This window comes from Bacillus sp. BD59S (assembly GCF_007363175.1).
Taxonomy (GTDB): Bacteria; Bacillota; Bacilli; order Bacillales; family Bacillaceae_G; genus Bacillus_A; species Bacillus_A pacificus.
This window is the reverse complement of sequence record NZ_CP034686.1, coordinates 771,797-790,389: the sequence shown is the minus strand read 5'-3', so window position 1 is coordinate 790,389 and position 18,593 is coordinate 771,797. Positions and strand designations below refer to the sequence as shown.

16 protein-coding genes and 1 riboswitch are annotated in these 18,593 nt (G+C 36.7%); of the genes, 7 read left to right on the top strand and 9 right to left on the bottom strand.

Annotation, left to right across the window (positions count from 1 at the left end; all coding sequences use genetic code 11):
* Positions 1–8: 8 nt before the first annotated feature.
* Positions 9–1,469, top strand: a complete 1,461-nt coding sequence (locus EKQ63_RS06010) for a YheC/YheD family endospore coat-associated protein (protein WP_073531107.1) — start codon at positions 9–11, stop codon at positions 1,467–1,469.
* Between the two features lie 16 nt (positions 1,470–1,485).
* Here EKQ63_RS06010 and EKQ63_RS06005 read toward each other — a convergent pair whose 3' ends face one another.
* Positions 1,486–1,731: a hypothetical protein gene (locus tag EKQ63_RS06005; protein ID WP_000510468.1), complete on the bottom strand. Its 246-nt coding sequence runs from the start codon at positions 1,729–1,731 to the stop codon at positions 1,486–1,488.
* Positions 1,732–2,087: 356 nt separating this feature from the next.
* On the opposite strand from EKQ63_RS06005, the gene sasP reads away from it, so the two are divergent.
* Entirely contained in the window at positions 2,088–2,291 is a 204-nt protein-coding gene (sasP, locus tag EKQ63_RS06000) for a small acid-soluble spore protein, SasP family (protein ID WP_000013338.1), read from the top strand.
* Positions 2,292–2,342: 51 nt separating this feature from the next.
* Here sasP and EKQ63_RS05995 read toward each other — a convergent pair whose 3' ends face one another.
* The 5 genes from EKQ63_RS05995 to EKQ63_RS05970 form a co-directional block, all read right to left on the bottom strand.
* Positions 2,343–3,077 (bottom strand): amino acid ABC transporter ATP-binding protein, encoded by a 735-nt coding sequence (locus EKQ63_RS05995; RefSeq protein ID WP_000623610.1) that lies wholly within the window; start codon positions 3,075–3,077, stop codon positions 2,343–2,345.
* Positions 3,078–3,105: 28 nt separating this feature from the next.
* A complete protein-coding gene (locus tag EKQ63_RS05990; protein ID WP_071726372.1) occupies positions 3,106–3,804 on the bottom strand; it encodes an amino acid ABC transporter permease in 699 nt (232 codons plus the stop codon).
* Positions 3,791–4,588, bottom strand: coding sequence for an amino acid ABC transporter substrate-binding protein (locus EKQ63_RS05985; RefSeq protein ID WP_000732848.1), 798 nt, complete (start codon positions 4,586–4,588; stop codon positions 3,791–3,793). The genes EKQ63_RS05990 and EKQ63_RS05985 overlap by 14 nt, the downstream gene beginning before the upstream one ends.
* A 272-nt stretch (positions 4,589–4,860) precedes the next feature.
* A complete protein-coding gene (locus tag EKQ63_RS05975) occupies positions 4,861–6,861 on the bottom strand; it encodes an ABC transporter ATP-binding protein (protein ID WP_143880834.1) in 2,001 nt (666 codons plus the stop codon).
* On the bottom strand, positions 6,858–8,618 hold the full coding sequence (locus EKQ63_RS05970; RefSeq protein WP_087951474.1) for an ABC transporter ATP-binding protein: 1,761 nt from the start codon (positions 8,616–8,618) through the stop codon (positions 6,858–6,860). The genes EKQ63_RS05975 and EKQ63_RS05970 overlap by 4 nt, the downstream gene beginning before the upstream one ends.
* Before the next feature lie 589 nt (positions 8,619–9,207).
* On the opposite strand from EKQ63_RS05970, the gene gapN reads away from it, so the two are divergent.
* On the top strand, positions 9,208–10,647 hold the full coding sequence (gapN, locus tag EKQ63_RS05955; RefSeq protein WP_087994717.1) for an NADP-dependent glyceraldehyde-3-phosphate dehydrogenase: 1,440 nt from the start codon (positions 9,208–9,210) through the stop codon (positions 10,645–10,647).
* Positions 10,648–10,726: 79 nt separating this feature from the next.
* Here gapN and EKQ63_RS05950 read toward each other — a convergent pair whose 3' ends face one another.
* Both EKQ63_RS05950 and racE read right to left on the bottom strand, forming a co-directional pair.
* The gene (locus tag EKQ63_RS05950) at positions 10,727–11,812 is read right to left on the bottom strand and encodes a DUF3626 domain-containing protein (RefSeq protein ID WP_143880833.1); all 1,086 of its coding nucleotides are present in this window, start codon (positions 11,810–11,812) and stop codon (positions 10,727–10,729) included.
* Positions 11,813–11,924: 112 nt separating this feature from the next.
* Positions 11,925–12,755 carry a glutamate racemase gene (gene racE / locus EKQ63_RS05945; RefSeq protein ID WP_143880832.1) on the bottom strand — a complete coding sequence of 277 codons (831 nt, stop codon included), beginning with the start codon at positions 12,753–12,755 and terminating at the stop codon, positions 11,925–11,927.
* A 201-nt stretch (positions 12,756–12,956) separates the two neighbouring features.
* Positions 12,957–13,138: riboswitch (Lysine riboswitch) on the top strand.
* A 147-nt stretch (positions 13,139–13,285) separates the two neighbouring features.
* Between racE and EKQ63_RS05940 the strand changes: the two genes are divergently transcribed.
* The 4 genes from EKQ63_RS05940 to EKQ63_RS05925 all read left to right on the top strand — a co-directional run bounded on the left by EKQ63_RS05940 (position 13,286) and on the right by EKQ63_RS05925 (position 17,257).
* Positions 13,286–14,710, top strand: coding sequence for an amino acid permease (locus tag EKQ63_RS05940; RefSeq protein ID WP_001186317.1), 1,425 nt, complete (start codon positions 13,286–13,288; stop codon positions 14,708–14,710).
* 60 nt (positions 14,711–14,770) lie between these two features.
* Positions 14,771–15,970: an ABC transporter permease gene (locus EKQ63_RS05935; protein WP_087951469.1), complete on the top strand. Its 1,200-nt coding sequence runs from the start codon at positions 14,771–14,773 to the stop codon at positions 15,968–15,970.
* Between the two features lie 277 nt (positions 15,971–16,247).
* A complete protein-coding gene (locus EKQ63_RS05930; protein ID WP_143880831.1) occupies positions 16,248–16,763 on the top strand; it encodes a type 1 glutamine amidotransferase domain-containing protein in 516 nt (171 codons plus the stop codon).
* A gap of 290 nt (positions 16,764–17,053) precedes the next feature.
* Entirely contained in the window at positions 17,054–17,257 is a 204-nt protein-coding gene (locus EKQ63_RS05925) for a hypothetical protein (RefSeq protein WP_143880830.1), read from the top strand.
* A 44-nt stretch (positions 17,258–17,301) separates the two neighbouring features.
* Here the strand turns inward: EKQ63_RS05925 and EKQ63_RS05920 are convergent, their stop codons facing one another.
* Complete coding sequence (locus EKQ63_RS05920; RefSeq protein ID WP_087951467.1) at positions 17,302–18,564, bottom strand: MDR family MFS transporter; 1,263 nt, start codon at positions 18,562–18,564, stop codon at positions 17,302–17,304.
* Positions 18,565–18,593 lie beyond the last annotated feature (29 nt).

Here is an 18,593-nt window from a genome sequence, read left to right as displayed (position 1 = left end):
AGTCTATTTTGAAAGAGCACATATATACATTAAATATTTCAGATGAGCATCCAAATAGTATTACTTTACCTTATATTTTTTCCATTACACCACCCATTACATCCCTTTCCTTCGGCCTACGCCATGTTGCAAGTAAAGAGGTAAAAATTCATTATTCCTTTACTCGCGAAATCATTATTGGAAAACAAATTGCAGAGAAACTTTTACTTCCTCATTCCACTACTATCCATGCATTCACACAAAACCAAACGATTATTTTCGGACCATTAATCGGGATTTTCACAACTGGTTTTACCGATGACGCTTCTAATCCTTTAGGGAACCGTTCCACTTCTCTTGGCGAGTTACTAACGCCACCATTCACCTTGCGACCATTTGTATTCGTTTTTGGTGTGCAACATATAGACTGGGAAGACGAAACAATTGAAGGGTATTTCTTTCAAGAGGAAAAGTGGATAAAGAAAAAAGTACCTTTACCGAATGTCATTTACGACCGATTACCAAATCGGAAAGCCGAAAATTATAAACCGATCGTAAGAGCAAAAAGAAAGTTAGAGCATGACTATGCGATTCCATGGTTTAACCCAGGTTTTTTTAATAAATGGGAAGTGCATCAACTTCTTGTGAAAGATGAATCCATTATGCCGTTATTACCAAACACAGAAACATTTCAGCACTTCGAACAAGTGGAACGATTTCTCGGAACGTATAAATCAATTTACATGAAACCGATTCATGGTAGCTTTGGTAGAAATATTCATCAACTATTTTATTCTCAAGTAGAGAATTGCTACTACTGTCGTTATCGCGAAAATGAAGAAAATAAACTAAGAAAGTACCAATCATTAGAAACGCTTCTGAACCATGTGTTAAAAGGACATGATTTAAAAAAGTTTATCGTACAACAAGGTATTTCCTTACTTCGCTTCGATGGGCAACCTGTTGATTTCCGCATTCATACAAATAAAAATCATTTCGGCCAATGGATGGTCAGTGCAATCGTGGCAAAAATTGCTGGCAAAGGTAGTTTAACAACACATGTAAATAGTGGTGGCGATACGAAATTGCTTCAAGAACTTTTTCCAGATTCAACGAAACAAGTTCAAATTGAGAATAAGTTAAAACATACTGCTTTACAAATTAGTTATGCGCTCGATGAACAAGTAACCGGAAATATTGGAGAAATCGGTTTTGATATCGGTTTAGACACGCAGGAAAACCCATGGCTCTTTGAAGCAAACTCTAAACCAGGGCGAACTGTATTCCAAGATGCCAAGTTAAAAGAACAGAGTGAACTAACGCGCCAATTATTTTACGAATATGCCATCTACTTAACTGAACATTCTTTGCGCGATACAAAAGAAAAAATGTCTCAAATAAAATCAGAGACTTCCTCAAACAACGAGCATATCCCGTCCCCTATGATTCACTCACAAATACGAAAACAAAAACTTCCACCTCATTCATAAGGTGGAAGTTTTCTATTTACACAAGTTTTACGACAACCTCTGTTTCCACGTTACATACTCCGCAATAAAAAATATGATTGCAATATTCATTTGAATTATTATGTGTTAATCCATCTACTGCACTCAATAATTCTTGGTCCATATACGCACTATAATCGTCTATGTAATCTACAGCCTTCCCATAATCTTGGAGTATACTTTGGCAATTTTGACAAGAATATGTTTGTGATTCTAATGCGTTACAAAGCGGACAAATTCCCATCACGATTCCTCCATATAATTGTATCTAGCTACGTATAGGAGCAGCTTGCCCCATTCTTACTTAAATTCTCCTCAAAATAGCAGGATACAAAAAGAAAAATATATTTCATATCGCTCTTAGTTTTACCTTCTTTCTAAAAAATAAAACGATTACTCTTATTTCATAATTTACGAAATCACTAAGATTTTTTTACAAAATTTACAAATTATTATTTCGTATATCTTTCTAGGTAACATCCATACTATGAGTACAAACTTAATTACCGATGGATTAGCGCCAAACGGGGCGATAATCTGGTTCAACTCCAGCTAGTCCAACCAAAAAAATTTTTATAACTCTAAGGAGGATATATTCCTATGGCAAACCAAAATTCTTCAAATCAATTAGTAGTACCAGGAGCAACAGCTGCAATCGACCAAATGAAGTACGAAATCGCTCAAGAATTTGGTGTACAATTAGGAGCAGATTCTACAGCTCGTGCTAACGGTTCTGTTGGTGGCGAAATTACAAAACGTCTAGTTGCAATGGCTGAGCAAAGCCTTGGCGGATTCCACAAATAAATATATATGGCAAAAAGGTCTCAAGGCATATGCCTTGAGACCTTCCTTAATTTATTGCAACATTTGTAAAAACTTCTTCGTACGTTCTTCTTTTGGATTTGTAAATACTTCTTCTGGTGTACCTTGTTCGACAACAACGCCACCATCCATGAAAATAACGCGGTTTGCAATTTGATGTGCAAAGCGCATTTCGTGCGTTACAATGACCATCGTCATGCCTTCTTTAGCAAGTTCTTTCATTACTTTCAGAACTTCTTGAACCAGTTCAGGATCAAGTGCTGACGTCGGCTCATCAAATAGTAACACTTCCGGCTCCATCGCAAGCGCGCGAGCAATTCCAACGCGCTGTTGTTGTCCGCCTGATAGTTGGAACGGATATAAGTCTACTTTATCCGCAAGACCAACTTTTTCAAGGAAATAGTTTGCTTTTTTCTTCGCTTCTTCTTTCCCCATCTTTTTCACTGTAACGAGCCCTTCCATTACATTTTGAAGTGCTGTTAAATGCGGGAATAGATTATGGTGCTGGAATACCATACCTGTTTGCGTACGAAGATTGACAATATCTTTCTTCGTTACTTTTTGAGAGAAGTTAAGCTCTTTATTACCGATACGAATATTACCAGCGTTTGGCGTTTCTAACACGTTAAGACAACGTAAGAATGTCGTTTTACCAGATCCAGACGGCCCGATAATAACAACAACTTCGCCCTTCTCAACTGTTAAATCTATATGCTTTAGTACGGTATTATCTCCGAAACTTTTTTGTAAGTGCTGAATTGAAATCATAAAAACAAAAACTCCTTTTGTGAAAGGATTATTTTAATGTGTAGCGTTCTGAACGCTTTTCTAACATCTGTTGTACGATTGATAATAAGAAACAAATAACCCAATAAATAAGACCTGCTTCAAAATAAACAATTAAAAACTCATAGTTCATTGCCGCAATTTCTTGTGCTTTTCGGAACATTTCTGTTACTAAAATTAACGATGCTAATGAAGTATCTTTCACTAAGCTAATAAATGTATTCGAAAGCGGTGGGATTGATACACGCGTTGCTTGCGGTAAAATAACACGTTTTAACGCTTGCGGGTATGTCATCCCAATTGTGTAAGCTGCTTCCCACTGCCCTTTCGGAATTGAAAGGATAGAAGCACGGATAATTTCAGATGCATATGCACCGACATTTAATGAAAATCCAATAACTGCTGCTGTATATGGCTCAACCTCAACATTAAGAGTTGGAAGACCATAGAAAATAATAAATAACTGTACAAGAAGTGGCGTTCCGCGAATGATAGATACATAGATACGAGCAATCCATTGTAAAATACGACTACCTGAAATACGTGCAAGCGCCGTTAACGTCGCAAGTATAATCCCGATAATAAATGTAATAAGCGTTAATGGAATCGTCGTAAACACAGCTTCCTTCAGCATAGGCATGAAGGAAGACTGCATAATATCCATCCAAGTAGACAATCGATCTGAAACCAATGCACTACTTAGATACATTTTCACCGAACCATTTTTTCGCTATTTTGTCATACGTACCATCTTTTTTCATATCTTCTAACGCTTTGTCTACTTCTTGTACTAGCTTGTCGCTACCTTTACGGAATAAGAATCCACTTTGTGAAGCTTCTTTTTCTGTATCTACAATTTTAATTTTTGCATCTTTTTTCGTTTCTAAATAGTTTAACACTGATAATTTATCATTAATTGTGAAATCAACACGTCCAGTGTTTAATAATTCTGCCGCTTGGCTAAAGCCTTCTACATTCGTAATTTCCGCACCATTTTTCTTAGCAATATCTGCATAGTTACTTGTTAAAGATTGTGCTGCTTTTAATCCTTTTACATCAGCAAATGTAGCAGGTTTATCTTTATCTTTTGCAATAACTAATACCGCTGAAGATGAAACGTATGGTTTAGAGAAGTCATATTTCTTTTGACGATCTTCACGAATACCAACTTCGTTCGCAACCATATCGAAACGTTTTGCATCTAAACCAGCAAGTAAGCTATCCCATTGTGTTTCTTTAAATACAGGTTTTACACCTAAACGTTTTGCAACTTCTTCTGCTAATTCAACGTCAAATCCAGTTAATTTATTACTTGAATCGTGGAACGTAAATGGTGGGTATGTACCTTCTGTACCAATTACAAGTTCACCGCTTTGTTTAATCTTTTGTAACGCGTCTTGACTAGCTGTATCTTTTTTCTCTTCTTTACCGCAGCCCGCTACAATCCCGATTGCTAATGTAGTTACTGCAAGTACTGAAAATAATTTTTTCATGATGATAATCCTCCAAGTATTCTGATAGGAATTTAAAAACTATATTGATTGTATGCAATCTTGAACAATTTTTCAATGAAAATGTTCTTATTTAGTTTATCCTTTTTCTTCATAATCAAACAAAAGGGAAAAATAATGCTACATACAAAAAATAAGTAACATTTTTTAATATAGCATTTATTGTACGAAAGGTAAAATAATACTTCTTATTTAATTGCCCTGATTCATTAAAAAAAGAACTTGTGAAAATCACAAGTTCTCCGCCATACCTATTAGGCGCTCTGGTTCCCTTCCATTTGCGTTTTGTACATATCATAATAACGCCCGCGCTTTTTCATTAGCTCATCATGAGACCCTTTTTCTAAAATGGTTCCTCTATCAAGCACAATAATTTGATCTGCGTTTTTAATTGTTGAAAGTCGGTGAGCGATAATAAATGTCGTTCTTCCTTTTTTCACAACTTCTAGCGCTTGTTGAATCATCGCCTCTGTTTCTGTATCGATACTAGATGTCGCTTCATCTAAAATTAAAATGGCTGGATCAAAAGCGAGTGCCCTAGCAAACGATATAAGCTGACGTTCTCCGGTTGAAAGTGTACTTCCTTTCTCCGTAATTTCTTCATTTATATTGTTCGCAAATCTTTCCGCACCAACATCACGCAATGCTTTTATGATGCGATCTTTTGAAATGTTTTCATTTTCTAAACTTACATTAGATGCTACTGTTCCGCTAAATAAAAACGGATCTTGCAGTACAATTCCCATATGTTCACGAGTTGCTTGTTTCGGCATCTCTTTTACATCATGACCATCAATCGTAAGCTTTCCTTTTTCAAACTCGTAAAACTGAAAGAGTACGTTCATAATAGAACTTTTTCCTGATCCAGTATGACCCACAAGTGCCACGGTCTCGCCTTGTTTCGCTTCAAAAGAAATATTTTTTAGCACTTCATCTTTCCCATTATAAGAAAACGATACATTATCAAACTTCACATTTCCTTGTAAGCGAGGCATACGTTCTTCTTCTACTGTTTCTCCTTTTTCCTCTAACAATTCAAAAACACGCTCTGATGCAACACGCGATTGTTCCAAGTTAGCAAGCTGATTCACCATATTTGTAATTGGTGAGAACAATCGTGTTAAATAATCAACGAACGCATACAGTATCCCTAGAGAAATGACGCCTGTAGCACTTAATGAAGCACCACCGAAATACCAAATCACACCTGTGAAAGCGATATTTCTTAATACGGATACTAAATTATGAGAAGTTGCTGCATTTAAATTTAAAATTTTATTTTGATATTTAAAATAATCGCCATTTAATTCCTCAAACTCTTTTTTCGTTTCACGCTCTTGACGGAACGCTTGAATAATTGGCATCCCTTGAATGGATTCATTTACTGTTCCGTTAATATCAGATAAACGCGAACGCATTTTATGATTGTATACAGACGCATACTTTCTATAAAGAATGGCCCAAACGATTAAAATCGGGATAATAAGTAAACATAACGTTGCCAATTTTACATCGAGTAAAAATAGCGCCGCAAATATCCCAATAATATAGATGATACTAGAAACGAATGTCGCAAGTACCGTTACGTATAGATCACGAATAGCTTCCGTATCATTCGTTACACGCGACACAATTTTCCCTGCTGGTAAATGATCGAAATAACGAATTGGCAACGTTTGAATATGAGAAAAGACATCTTCTCTCATAATTTGAATAATTTTGTTCGCTGCCTTCTGTAAGAAGAACTGCTTTCCGTATGCAAACAATGATACGACTACTAATAAAGCGAAGTATCCACCACCAAGTAATAATAGACGGTTTATTTCTGGTTTATAAAACGCAAACACTTCTTCTTTCGTCAATGCTTTCGCTTTATATACTTGCACCGCCTTACCATTTTGAACGGTAATCATATCACCTTTTACAGTCCGTGCCCCTTCCACATTTACTTTATTCGGTACAAAATAATATTGAAAACCGACTTGCATCACGCGTACTTCTTTTCCTTTTTTCTCACCTTCCTGGAAGCGATCGCTTCGCTTATAAAAGGTGCCATTATATGAAACAGCCTCTTCACTCTTTTCTGTTTCATACCAAGGTTTCTCTATCCCGACGATATGATCATCAATCATCGTTTTAGCAACGAAAGGACCAGCAAGCTCTGCGATGACGAAAATAAATAACATTAGCATCGCTGCAAAAATCGTCCCTTTCACTTTCATCGCATATTGAAACAATCGTTTTGAAACGCTCATATTTTCACCCCACTATCCGCACTTTCACTTTCCCCTTGTTGTCTTTCAAACTGCTCCGCATACCAGCCTCCGCTTTTAATAAGCTGATCATGCGTACCTTCTTCTATTACTTCCCCCTCATCCATAACGAGAATCCAATCCGCATGTTGTACAGCAGATAAACGATGCGTCGTAATAATCGTCGTCTTTCCGCTTCTTTCTGTTCTTATATTTTCAATGATCGCTGCTTCCGTACGAGCATCAACAGCTGATAAAGAATCGTCCAAAATTAAAATTTCTGGATTTTGAATAACAGCTCGTGCAATCGAGATCCTTTGTTTTTGCCCTCCTGATAAAGAAACACCTTTCTCTCCAACGAGCGTTTCTAACCCTTCTGGTAAAAACTCTAAATCTTTTTTAAACGCCGCAATTTCAATTGCTTTCTCGAGTTCTTCTTCCGTCGCTTCTCGGTTCCCGAATAAAATATTTTCCCTCGCTGTTTTTGAGAACAAAATATGCTCCTGCGGTACATACCCAATCCACCCGAGTACATTTTCATTCGTTATTTTATCTAACGTCACATCAGAGACTGCAATATCCCCTTCTCCAAGTGGATATTGACGAAGAAGCTGACGTACAAGCGTCGTTTTTCCGCTTCCTGTTTTTCCAACAACCCCAAGCGTTTCCCCTTGTTTTAATGTAAATGAAACCTTTTTTAAATTTGTTTCAGTTGATGAAGGATATGAAAAGGTAACGTCATCAAACTGAATATAATCCGGCTCTTGTACAAGCTTTGGATGTTTCGGATCCTTTACATCTGGTTCATACGCTAACGTTTCATTCACACGGTCGAGTGACGCATTTCCTCTTTGCATAACATTGATTAATTCGCCAATTGCGAACATCGGCCAAATCATCATCCCTAAATACACGTTAAAGGAAACAAGTTCACCAAGCGTCACCTTTGATTGAAATACAAGATATGCACCGTACACTAGACCAATTAAATAACTAAGACCGACAAGCATTTTTACAGTTGGCTGAAATAATGCATCAATTCTAGCTACTTTCATATTCTTTTCGTAGACGTCATCTCCTAAATGATGAAATCTTTCCTGATCTGCGTTCTCTTGCACATACGCACGAATAACACGCACGCCAGCAATCGATTCTAGTACTTTATCGTTCATATCGCCGAACGCATCTTGCGCAACTGTAAATCTTTCATGCAATTTCTTTCCATATATATTCATCGCATATGCCATAATTGGAAGCGGGATAAGTGCTGCAAATGTAAGCTCCCAACTAATTGTAAATCCCATCATAAAGACAATTGTAAGCATATATAAACTCGAATCAACGAGCGTTAATATACCGAAACCAGCTGTCATAGCGATTGCTTTTAAATCATTTGTCGCTCTCGCCATTAAATCACCAGTACGATTTTTTTGGTAAAAAGTCGGCGTCATCTTAAGTAAATGCCCCATAAATTTAGAGCGCATCGTTTTCTCAAGTACAAATGCACCGCCAAACAGTTGATGTTGCCATACGAAAGTGAGGCCATATCCAACTATGGTAACCCCAATTAAAATAAGAATGGACTGTATAATAGCTTCGTTTGATAACGTTCCTGTTTTTATATTATCAATCGTAACCCCTAACACTTTCGGGGGAATAACTTCAACTATATTCACAATTAAAAGAGCTCCAATGGCGATACTATATCTCTTCCAATGCTCTTTAAAAAACCACTTTAACTTTAGTAATACTGAAAACAATGTAATCTCTCCCTTCTCGTTCTCGTTTACCTCTCATTTCTCTATCCACTATCCAGACCCATCACATTTACATTTCGTAGCCCATACAATCTCATCACATTTTTCCACCTTCCAAAGTTTTATTTAATAACATGGAAAATAAACAAAAAAAAGCATACCGCCGCTTGACGATATGCACAAAAATGCATAAAAGCGTACGTTACGATATACGCAACGTACGCTTCTTATAAGACAAAGATGCCCTATATATCCGCACGGGTTGCGTAATGATATAAATGTTTTCTGCCATTTAACAGAGCTAAGCCCTTTACATTTACGATTACAATCATTACGCACACCCCCTTCATTTATTTTCCATTTATAATCTTACAACTTTATTGAGTATTCTGTCAATTGTTTTTTTACACATGGAATAAAAATATATGATGCATCATTTTGAAATAAGAGAATGTTCTGCAAGAAAGGGCATACAAAATAAAAAAGGAATAAGAAATCGTTTTCACAAACATTTCATTTGAAAAATGTTATCAAACCCCCTACAATCACCTTATACTCACTCTTACAAGTTGCTATTTTAGGAGGACTAATCATGACAACTAGCAATACGTACAAATTTTATTTAAATGGAGAATGGAGAGAAAGCTCTTCAGGAGAAACAATCGAAATTCCATCTCCATACTTACACGAAGTAATTGGACAAGTACAAGCAATTACTCGCGGAGAAGTAGATGAAGCAATTGCATCTGCAAAAGAAGCTCAAAAATCATGGGCGGAAGCTTCTCTACAAGATCGCGCAAAGTATTTATATAAATGGGCTGATGAGCTCGTAAATATGCAAGATGAAATTGCCGATATCATTATGAAAGAAGTCGGTAAAGGATATAAAGATGCGAAGAAAGAAGTTGTTCGTACAGCTGACTTCATTCGTTACACGATCGAAGAAGCTTTACATATGCACGGAGAAAGCATGATGGGCGATAGCTTCCCTGGCGGAACGAAATCGAAACTTGCAATCATCCAACGCGCACCACTTGGTGTTGTATTAGCAATCGCACCATTTAACTACCCAGTAAACTTATCTGCTGCAAAACTTGCACCAGCATTAATTATGGGTAACGCTGTTATTTTCAAACCAGCCACTCAAGGTGCAATTAGCGGTATTAAAATGGTTGAAGCACTTCATAAAGCTGGTCTTCCAAAAGGCCTTGTAAACGTAGCTACAGGACGCGGTTCTGTAATTGGTGACTACTTAGTAGAACACGAAGGTATCAATATGGTATCGTTCACAGGTGGTACAAACACAGGTAAACATTTAGCGAAAAAAGCTGCAATGATTCCACTTGTATTAGAACTTGGTGGTAAAGACCCTGGTATCGTTCGTGAAGATGCTGACTTACAAGATGCTGCAAACCATATCGTAAGCGGTGCATTCTCTTACTCTGGTCAACGTTGTACAGCTATTAAACGTGTACTTGTACATGAAAACGTAGCGGACGAGCTTGTTGGCTTATTAAAAGAACAAGTAGCTAAACTATCAGTTGGATCTCCAGAACAAGACAGCACAATCGTTCCATTAATCGACGACAAGTCTGCTGACTTCGTTCAAGGTTTAGTTGACGACGCTGTTGAAAAAGGTGCTACGATCGTTATCGGTAACAAACGTGAGCGTAACTTAATTTACCCAACATTAATCGACCACGTAACAGAAGAAATGAAAGTTGCTTGGGAAGAGCCATTCGGCCCAATCCTTCCAATCATCCGCGTTTCTTCAGATGAACAAGCAATTGAAATTGCTAACAAATCAGAGTTTGGCTTACAAGCAAGTGTCTTCACAAAAGACATTAACAAAGCATTTGCAATTGCTAACAAAATCGAAACTGGTTCTGTTCAAATTAACGGACGCACAGAGCGCGGCCCTGACCACTTCCCATTCATCGGTGTAAAAGGTTCAGGTATGGGCGCACAAGGTATTCGTAAGAGCCTTGAGTCTATGACACGTGAAAAAGTAACTGTATTAAACTTAGTTTAATCTTATACAAAGAAGCTGATCTAAAATTAGATCAGCTTCTTTTCTATATAGATACTTCCCAAAAACGAAGTATTTCGTTCTACTTCCGATTTGGTTTTCCAAATCGAACTAAAACATGCCATAATAATTTTAATTCCTGAAGCACTTCTTCATAAGTTCCACGATCACTCCAAGATAATGGATTGCGTTTCAAATCCGCTACAGCAGAACCGATTATATTTGCATCGATACAATGATTCCGTGCAATGCGTCTTGCTAAAGATGGCATTTTTGAACCTCTAAAATCCATTGGAACGTCGTCTACCATAAGTACAAAACCTGTGTGCCAATACAAATCAATAGCATACTTCAGGCAAATTTCTTCTAAAGTTCTTCCTACATCCGTACCCTTAAATGAAGGATCTACAACAAGAGCTTCCACGTCTTCTTTAAGAGAAATCTCTCCATGAATCTGCGCTTCAATATAATGATTAAGATTACGGGCTGGCTCTTTGCTTACTAAATCTATAAACGGCCTTTCCAGGTTAGCCAGTAAATGATTAACTAATCTTGTTGGAGTCAAATTCCCTTCACCAATTGCAAACTCTCTTACAAATGTCTCTTCCAAAAGAGCAGCTAAAATCATATCAAACTCCTCATAAGTCCCCTTTTCTTTTGGATCTTGATGCGAATCTAAATACGTATATGTAGAGCGATAAGAAACTTTTGGAGATAAGAGAAAATAACAGGATCCAAAACGCGGAGCCGGCCCATCTGGATGTAACATCAAATTTAGCGCCCCATACTTTGGCCGTTGATCATTCGTTACCCCCTCCAATTGATATGCTCCTCCAAATATTCTCTTTTCCCAAAGGTCACGTTCACCACCCGGATAAGCAGACACACTTCCATTAGATAGCAATGTTTCAAACTGACTTTTATATATTCCTTGTTCAAACAACGCTTCAGCAACACTTTTCATACTCGAATCGAGTCTGTCTGGATGAAAGTGTAAAGCGATCCTTGCATGAGATTTTAAGTTAGCGACAGCTTCTTCAAATATTTCATCTGTAATATTACACATGTTAAGTATATGATTAATTGTTGCTTTAGCCTCACGTTTTTCGTTCTCTGCATATTTTGAAATATACTCTAAAGCAAATAATTGAGACCTTGATAATTCCATAATCCAATCTCCCCTTTAATTGAAATGCCCTTAATCCTTTCAATTAAAAGTGCATTTTTTCCTTCTTATGCAACTAACCTAATTTATTGAACAAAAAGTACTTTAATACAGTCTAATTACAGATGCGAGCATTCTTTACGGGTACATCCACACATTCTACAGAAATTTGATACCCTAGCCATCGCTCAGCAATATGTTCAAATGAAGAAACAGAGCCTGTTGTAAAAAATCGATGCTTCGGATTCAGATTATCAGACAAAATTCCTTTGTGCTGTAAAATTGTGCTTAACTCTATCGCTGTTTCTTCTGCAGAACTAATAATCGTTACATCTTCTCCTAGTTCCTTTTTAATATAGGACTCTAAAAGTGGATAATGCGTACAACCAAGAATTAGCGTATCTATATCTTCTTTCGTTAATGGCAGTAAAGCTTGTTTCACTTGCTCGGTTACATATGCTGTATCTTCTAATTGATTTTCTACAACTGTAGCTAAGGTCGGGCACGCATGACTATACACTTTCAAATATGTATCAAGCTCATGCAATGCTTTTTCGTACATATTAGATTTTATAGTACCTACAGTTCCAATTACTCCGATTTTCCCTTTCTTCGTTACTTTAATTGCCGCTCTTGCTCCCGGATGTATAACGCCAATAACTGGAATAGAAAGTGCTTCTTGCAGCGCAGTCAATGCAGCAGCTGCAGCAGTATTACATGCTACAACTAGAGCTTTTAACGGAAACTGTTTGAGAAAATCAACCATTTCAAATACGAAAGATTGTACCTCTTCTACACTTCTTGGCCCATACGGACAACGCTCATTATCACCAATATAATAAATGCTCTCTTTAGGCAATTGTCTTATAATTTCGCTCACAACTGTTAATCCCCCAACTCCCGAATCTAATACACCTATTACTGAATGTTTATGACATACAGACATATACTTCATCCCCTTTTCAATCTTCTAGCGCCAATAACATTTATTATATTATGAAAATTCAATATTACATAATAATCCCTCCTTACTTTTAATCACAAACTCTTCTCTATAATCTGATTATTAATATATCCATTGACGTATAAAAATTCATTTGTTACTCTTAAATACGTTAATTTAATATTTAAATCCTCATTCGTATCTCGGTGAGGTAGAGGTTGCAATCATTAAGAGTATCATTTCCGGAGATGTAGTGGCATTGATGAAGGAATGAGAAAGGAATGGTTGCCGAAGTAAGTTGTGTCCACCATGCACACTTGCTGGGTCTGCATTTAATAAGTGCAGAACTGTCACAAACGTTTCGTTTGTGGAGAGCTATCGAGAGGTATGTCGTGGGTTTCTTATAAGATAGAAAGCATGTAGCGGCAAATTACGTGCTTTTTTTGTTTTGTTTGGGACTTCTCTTCCTGACTCAGGAAGACATACATATCTCCTCGCTTGACTTGGTTATACTAACTTTGGAGGTATTTTCTATGCAACAAAAAAAATGGGGCTTTTGGGTACTCACAGCTTTCGTTGTCGGTAACATGGTTGGTGCTGGTATTTTCATGGTGCCAAGTACGTTGGCACAAACAGCAAGCCCTCTCGGTGTCACTTTAGCTTGGTTAACAACAGGGTTTGGTGTTTTAATGCTAGCTCTTGTTTTCGGTAATTTAGCAATTCGTCGTCCTGATTTAACGACAGGACCACAAAGTCATGCATATGCTTTATTCTCAACACCAAAAAAGAAAAAAATGGCTGGTTTCAGTATGGTATGGGGATATTGGGTTGCAAACTGGGCAAGTAACGTTGCCATCATTACATCATTTGCGGGATATTTATCACTCTTCTTCCCAATTATGAAAGATACGCGACTACTATTTTCAATCGGTTCGTTTAACGTAGAAGTCGGAAAACTAATTACATTTACGATTTGTTCCATCTTACTTTGGGGAACTCATATTATATTAACAAACGGTGTAAGCGGAGCTGGAAAGCTAAACTTCTTAGCAACAACAACGAAAGTAACTGGATTCCTTTTATTTATTGTCGTTACGTTATTTGCATTCGAAGCTTCTAAGTTTGGACAATGGTATACACCGATGATCGATAAATCAGGTGTATCACACGGTCTTCTTTCACAAGTAAATTTAGCTGCTCTTACAACGCTTTGGGCATTTATCGGAATTGAATCCGCGGTTCTTTTATCAAACCGTGCTGTTTCTCCAAAAACGGTAAAACGCGCAACAGTTGCGGGATTACTTATTACAGTTGCGATTTACTTAGGAATTACAATTTTAACAATGGGTGTACTTCACGTCGATAAATTACAAGCTTCTGAACGTCCATTAGCAGACGCACTAAACGCTGCAATGGGTCATGGTGGCGGGAAACTGATGGCATTACTTGCTCTTACTTCCCTGTTCGGTTCTATCTTAGGCTGGATTTTATTAAGCTCAGAAGTACCGTATCAAGCAGCAAAAGAAGGTTTCTTCCCTTCCTTCTTCACAAAAACAAATAAAAAAGGAAGTCCAATTTACTCATTACGATTAACAAACATTATGTCGCAAGTGTTCTTATTCTCAACATTATCAGGAACCATTGCGGAAGCTTATACATTCGTTATTACCGTATCAACACTGGCCTACCTCATTCCATATCTCGTTTCACCAATCTTCCAGTTAAAACTAGTCGCAACTGGTGAAACGTATAAAAATGAAATGCGGGCAAGAATTACAGATGGTATAGTCGCAGTTATCGCACTTTGTTACGCACTATGGGTTATTAAAACGGGTGCATCCGATATAAAAACGTTCCTTCTAGGAATTGGTTTATTCGTAATCGGCTTTGCCTTCTATCCATTAATGAATCGTGATCAGAAAAAAAATAACGAAAAGAAAAACGGGCAAGTTGCATAACGCAATTTGCTCGTTTTTTCTTTTGTAAAACATATATAATAGAACAAAGAGGTGAAAAACATGTCAATTGAATCACTATGGAGCAGCCGCTTCCAACAACATATTCAAAATATCATTACATACTTTGCACGTATGATTAACGGTTTACTATATAGCTTTATCTTTATTTCATGCGTTGGTGCATACTATTATGCTCAGTTTCTAAAAGCATCTCCTTCTAAAGGAATATCTTTACTACTCATAACGGTCGTTCTTACATTCATTATAACGAGATGCCCGATCCGTACCTTTATTCAAAAACCTGACGCTGTCTATTTGCTTGCCTTAGAAGAGAAATTAACATCTTATTTCAAAAAATCTCTTCTATATAATTATATCATTCAGCTTTTTCCATTATTATTTACGTTCCTTATTCTCGTTCCACTTGCCCTGCAATCATTACAAGTAACTGTACCTTTCTTATGTACAATCTTTATCGTTTTAATGATTACGAAAGCTTGGAACATATACATACATTGGATATGGCGCGATAGTCATGAAAAAAACATATGGTTCATTATTCGCATTACTTGTAACGCACTAATTACTTATATGCTGTTTTACTCAGCAAATGTTCTCATATTGGGCGGATTACTCTTACTACTTGCTTTCCTGCTTCTATATACGAAAAAACAGCCTACAAAACGAATACCGTGGGATTACATAATCGAGCAAGAAGAAAAAATGAACGTTCGTTTTTATCAATTTGCTAGCATCTTCACCGATGTTCCGCAACTAAATAAGCAAGTAAATAAAAGAAAATGGCTTACAACTTGGATTGAACCTTTATTACATAAAAAACGAGCAACTTTCTTCTATTTACATACACTAGCATTTTTACGCGGGAATGATTATTTCGGTATATATATTCGCTTAGGGCTAATTGGTGCCTTTGCCTTATATTTTATACCAAACATATACGTAAAAGGCGCTATCTCATATATCGTCCTATATATGATTTCTATGCAGCTCCGTTCCCTGTGGAAATATTTTTCGGGAAATATTATCGTAGCATTATATCCAATTGATACTGAAAAACGAATGAATCAATTTCTTCACTTAATCTTTATATTACTAAGCATTCAGCTCGTTGTATTTTCGAGTGTTATACTCATTGCTACGGGACAATTTTTACATAGCCTTATCGTTATGATTATCGGGTTACTCTGGATCAAATTTATTATTGTACCAAAAACGAAGCAACGCGTTTCTTCGTTTTAACGAAAAAAATTATCTTAAAAGGCAAGGAGAAAATAAATTCTCTCCTTGCCTTTTTTATTTTTCTTCCTCAAACAAGAATCCCCGACACAACCGATATTTTATGATTTTTACATACAAAAACGATAATACATGTTTACGTCCTAATAAAAAGGGTATGTATTAAATTAACAAGGGAAACGAACTGGGGGGATTAGAAATTTAAAAGGAAACAAACACTACGATGCATTGCTCAAAGAGGATTCTGGAACCGATACTATAATGTAAGGAGCTGACTGCAATGAGTAAAAAAATTGCTATTTTAATAACGGATTATTTCGAGGATACAGAATACACAGAGCCAGTAGAAGCTTTTCATCAAAAGGGATATGAATTAACAACTATTGAAACGGAAAAAGGGAAAACGGTACACGATAAACAAGGAAAAAGTGAAGTCGTAATTGATAAAAGTATTGATGATGTTTCTCCAGATAACTTTGATGCCCTCTTCATACCGGGTGGATTTTCCCCAGATATACTGCGTGCAGATGAGCGTTTTGTACGCTTTAGTAAAGCATTTATGGATGCGGAAAAACCTGTTTTCGCTATTTGTCATGGACCTCAGCTACTCATCACTGCACAAACACTTGAAGGACGTGATGTGACTGGATATAAATCTATTGAAGTCGATTTAAGAAACGCTGGCGGAAACTTTCACAACAAAGAAGTAGTCGTATGTCAAAATCAATTAGTTACAAGTAGACAACCGGAAGACATCCCGGCGTTTATTGAAGAATCGTTGCGTATATTAGGATAGCTACTTTGGTTAACTAACCTCCTTTTATTTACATGAAAATAATGAATCAGCCCTCACCAACTGGTCGTTTACAAGCAATCTGACCTCCACAAATAGCAGGATAAATAAAAAGAAGGGAATCCAAAAGTTCAGTTTTAATAATCTTTTGGATCCCCCCTTTTCTCGTCCGAAAATTTCCAATCACTTTTCATAGGCAATTCTCATATAGTGAAAATGACTATACAATTCCTATCCATAAGTTAAATCATGATTTTACACATATATAAATACAAAAGATGGGAGCCTTATTTATGAATAACAATCCACCTTCAACGCCCCCAAATCCAACGGAAACGAATAATAATGAAGTGAGCTTACAAACGTTACGCGTCATCGGACTTATTGTACTGATTAGTGGCTACATATTAGTCACTCTTTCTGAAGTGGGAACGTTAAAAAATCTTTTACTACAACCGAGCACCACTCCAAATTTAGCTGAAATTGATCCGTTTTAAAGGCCATATGAAAAGCGATTTCTAGCATCGCTTTTCATATCGTTTTATCCAATCTGGGACACATTTCTTTCACCCTCATACTTCTCTTTCCCTATCGCTTTCATAAATAATAAAATACTGCTCATACCAACGATAAAGTACAGAGCACTCATCCCCCAAGATGCAAGAAATGAACCTAGCATAACACCTAATGCCCCGTTCATTTTTGCCACTTGAAAGACCATTCCGTTAATCGCCATATATGAACCTCTCGCCTCATTTGGCACCATATCTGCCATAATAGATTGACGTACTGGCACATACATCATCTCACCTACTGTTTGGAAAAGCCCTGCAAATAATAAAATCCATAAGCTATTGCTCGTTCCGAGTATTGTAAATCCAATTGTATAAATGAACAAACCTACATATAAGATTTTCAAATCGTTGAAGCTTTTTAGCATTTTAATAAGCAGAGCTGAACATAACACTACTAAAATTGTATTCTCTGCTGAAATCCAGCTCAGCATGCGAATACCTGTTAAATCAAACGTAACACCATTCCCGAATAAAAAGTGTACCGTTTCAAATTCCTTCTGCAAACGTACCCCTAAATAATTATTAATTTGAAACTCTAATGATAATGTACATATACTCGCTGCACAAAAAATTAAAAACGCTCTATCTTTCATTACAACTTTATAACTATCTGCCATATCTTTTAATATATTTTTCTTCTCTACTGTTTTTCTCGCTACATACACCTCTTCCATATATACAGCCATCACATATAAAGTAATAATTGCAACTACTGTTAATACGATAAACAATTGTAATCTATAGTTTTCAAATAGTAGTCCTCCAAATATCGCTCCAATTGCAATGGATAAATTAATCGCCCAGTAGTTAATGCTGTACATCACTTTTCGATTTTCCGGTGTACTCACATCAATTAACATCGCCTCTGTCGCAGGATTCATAAGTCCAGATCCTAGGCTATTCACTAGCATAAAGATAAATGTTAACCACGGTGAATCTACATAATCCGAATTCGCAACTCCCATACAAGCAATGGAAATGACTTGTATACTTTGACCGATAATCATAACCTTTTTACGCCCAAGCCGGTCTCCAACATATCCACCGTATAGACCAATTACTAATGAAGCTATGACATTAATAAGTAGTAACGCACCAGCAATCGCACTACCTAACTTTATTGAAAAATAAATCGCCATAAATGGAAAAATCATCGTGGATACAGTTCGTGTTAAAAACGAAGTTATAATTCTAATTTTTATATTTCGATGCATACTCCAAAATCCCATTGTTTCCCCCTCCTTATGCTTACTTATTT

Coding starts and splice junctions, on each gene's coding strand:
- EKQ63_RS06005 (WP_000510468.1), bottom strand. CDS start 1,731: ATGGGAATTTGTCCGCTTTGTAACGCATTAGAATCACAAACATATTCT.
- sasP (WP_000013338.1), top strand. CDS start 2,088: ATGGCAAACCAAAATTCTTCAAATCAATTAGTAGTACCAGGAGCAACA.
- EKQ63_RS05995 (WP_000623610.1), bottom strand. CDS start 3,077: ATGATTTCAATTCAGCACTTACAAAAAAGTTTCGGAGATAATACCGTA.
- EKQ63_RS05990 (WP_071726372.1), bottom strand. CDS start 3,804: ATGTATCTAAGTAGTGCATTGGTTTCAGATCGATTGTCTACTTGGATG.
- EKQ63_RS05985 (WP_000732848.1), bottom strand. CDS start 4,588: ATGAAAAAATTATTTTCAGTACTTGCAGTAACTACATTAGCAATCGGG.
- EKQ63_RS05975 (WP_143880834.1), bottom strand. CDS start 6,861: ATGAGCGTTTCAAAACGATTGTTTCAATATGCGATGAAAGTGAAAGGG.
- gapN (WP_087994717.1), top strand. CDS start 9,208: ATGACAACTAGCAATACGTACAAATTTTATTTAAATGGAGAATGGAGA.
- EKQ63_RS05950 (WP_143880833.1), bottom strand. CDS start 11,812: ATGGAATTATCAAGGTCTCAATTATTTGCTTTAGAGTATATTTCAAAA.
- racE (WP_143880832.1), bottom strand. CDS start 12,755: ATGTCTGTATGTCATAAACATTCAGTAATAGGTGTATTAGATTCGGGA.
- EKQ63_RS05940 (WP_001186317.1), top strand. CDS start 13,286: ATGCAACAAAAAAAATGGGGCTTTTGGGTACTCACAGCTTTCGTTGTC.
- EKQ63_RS05935 (WP_087951469.1), top strand. CDS start 14,771: ATGTCAATTGAATCACTATGGAGCAGCCGCTTCCAACAACATATTCAA.
- EKQ63_RS05930 (WP_143880831.1), top strand. CDS start 16,248: ATGAGTAAAAAAATTGCTATTTTAATAACGGATTATTTCGAGGATACA.
- EKQ63_RS05925 (WP_143880830.1), top strand. CDS start 17,054: ATGAATAACAATCCACCTTCAACGCCCCCAAATCCAACGGAAACGAAT.
- EKQ63_RS05920 (WP_087951467.1), bottom strand. CDS start 18,564: ATGGGATTTTGGAGTATGCATCGAAATATAAAAATTAGAATTATAACT.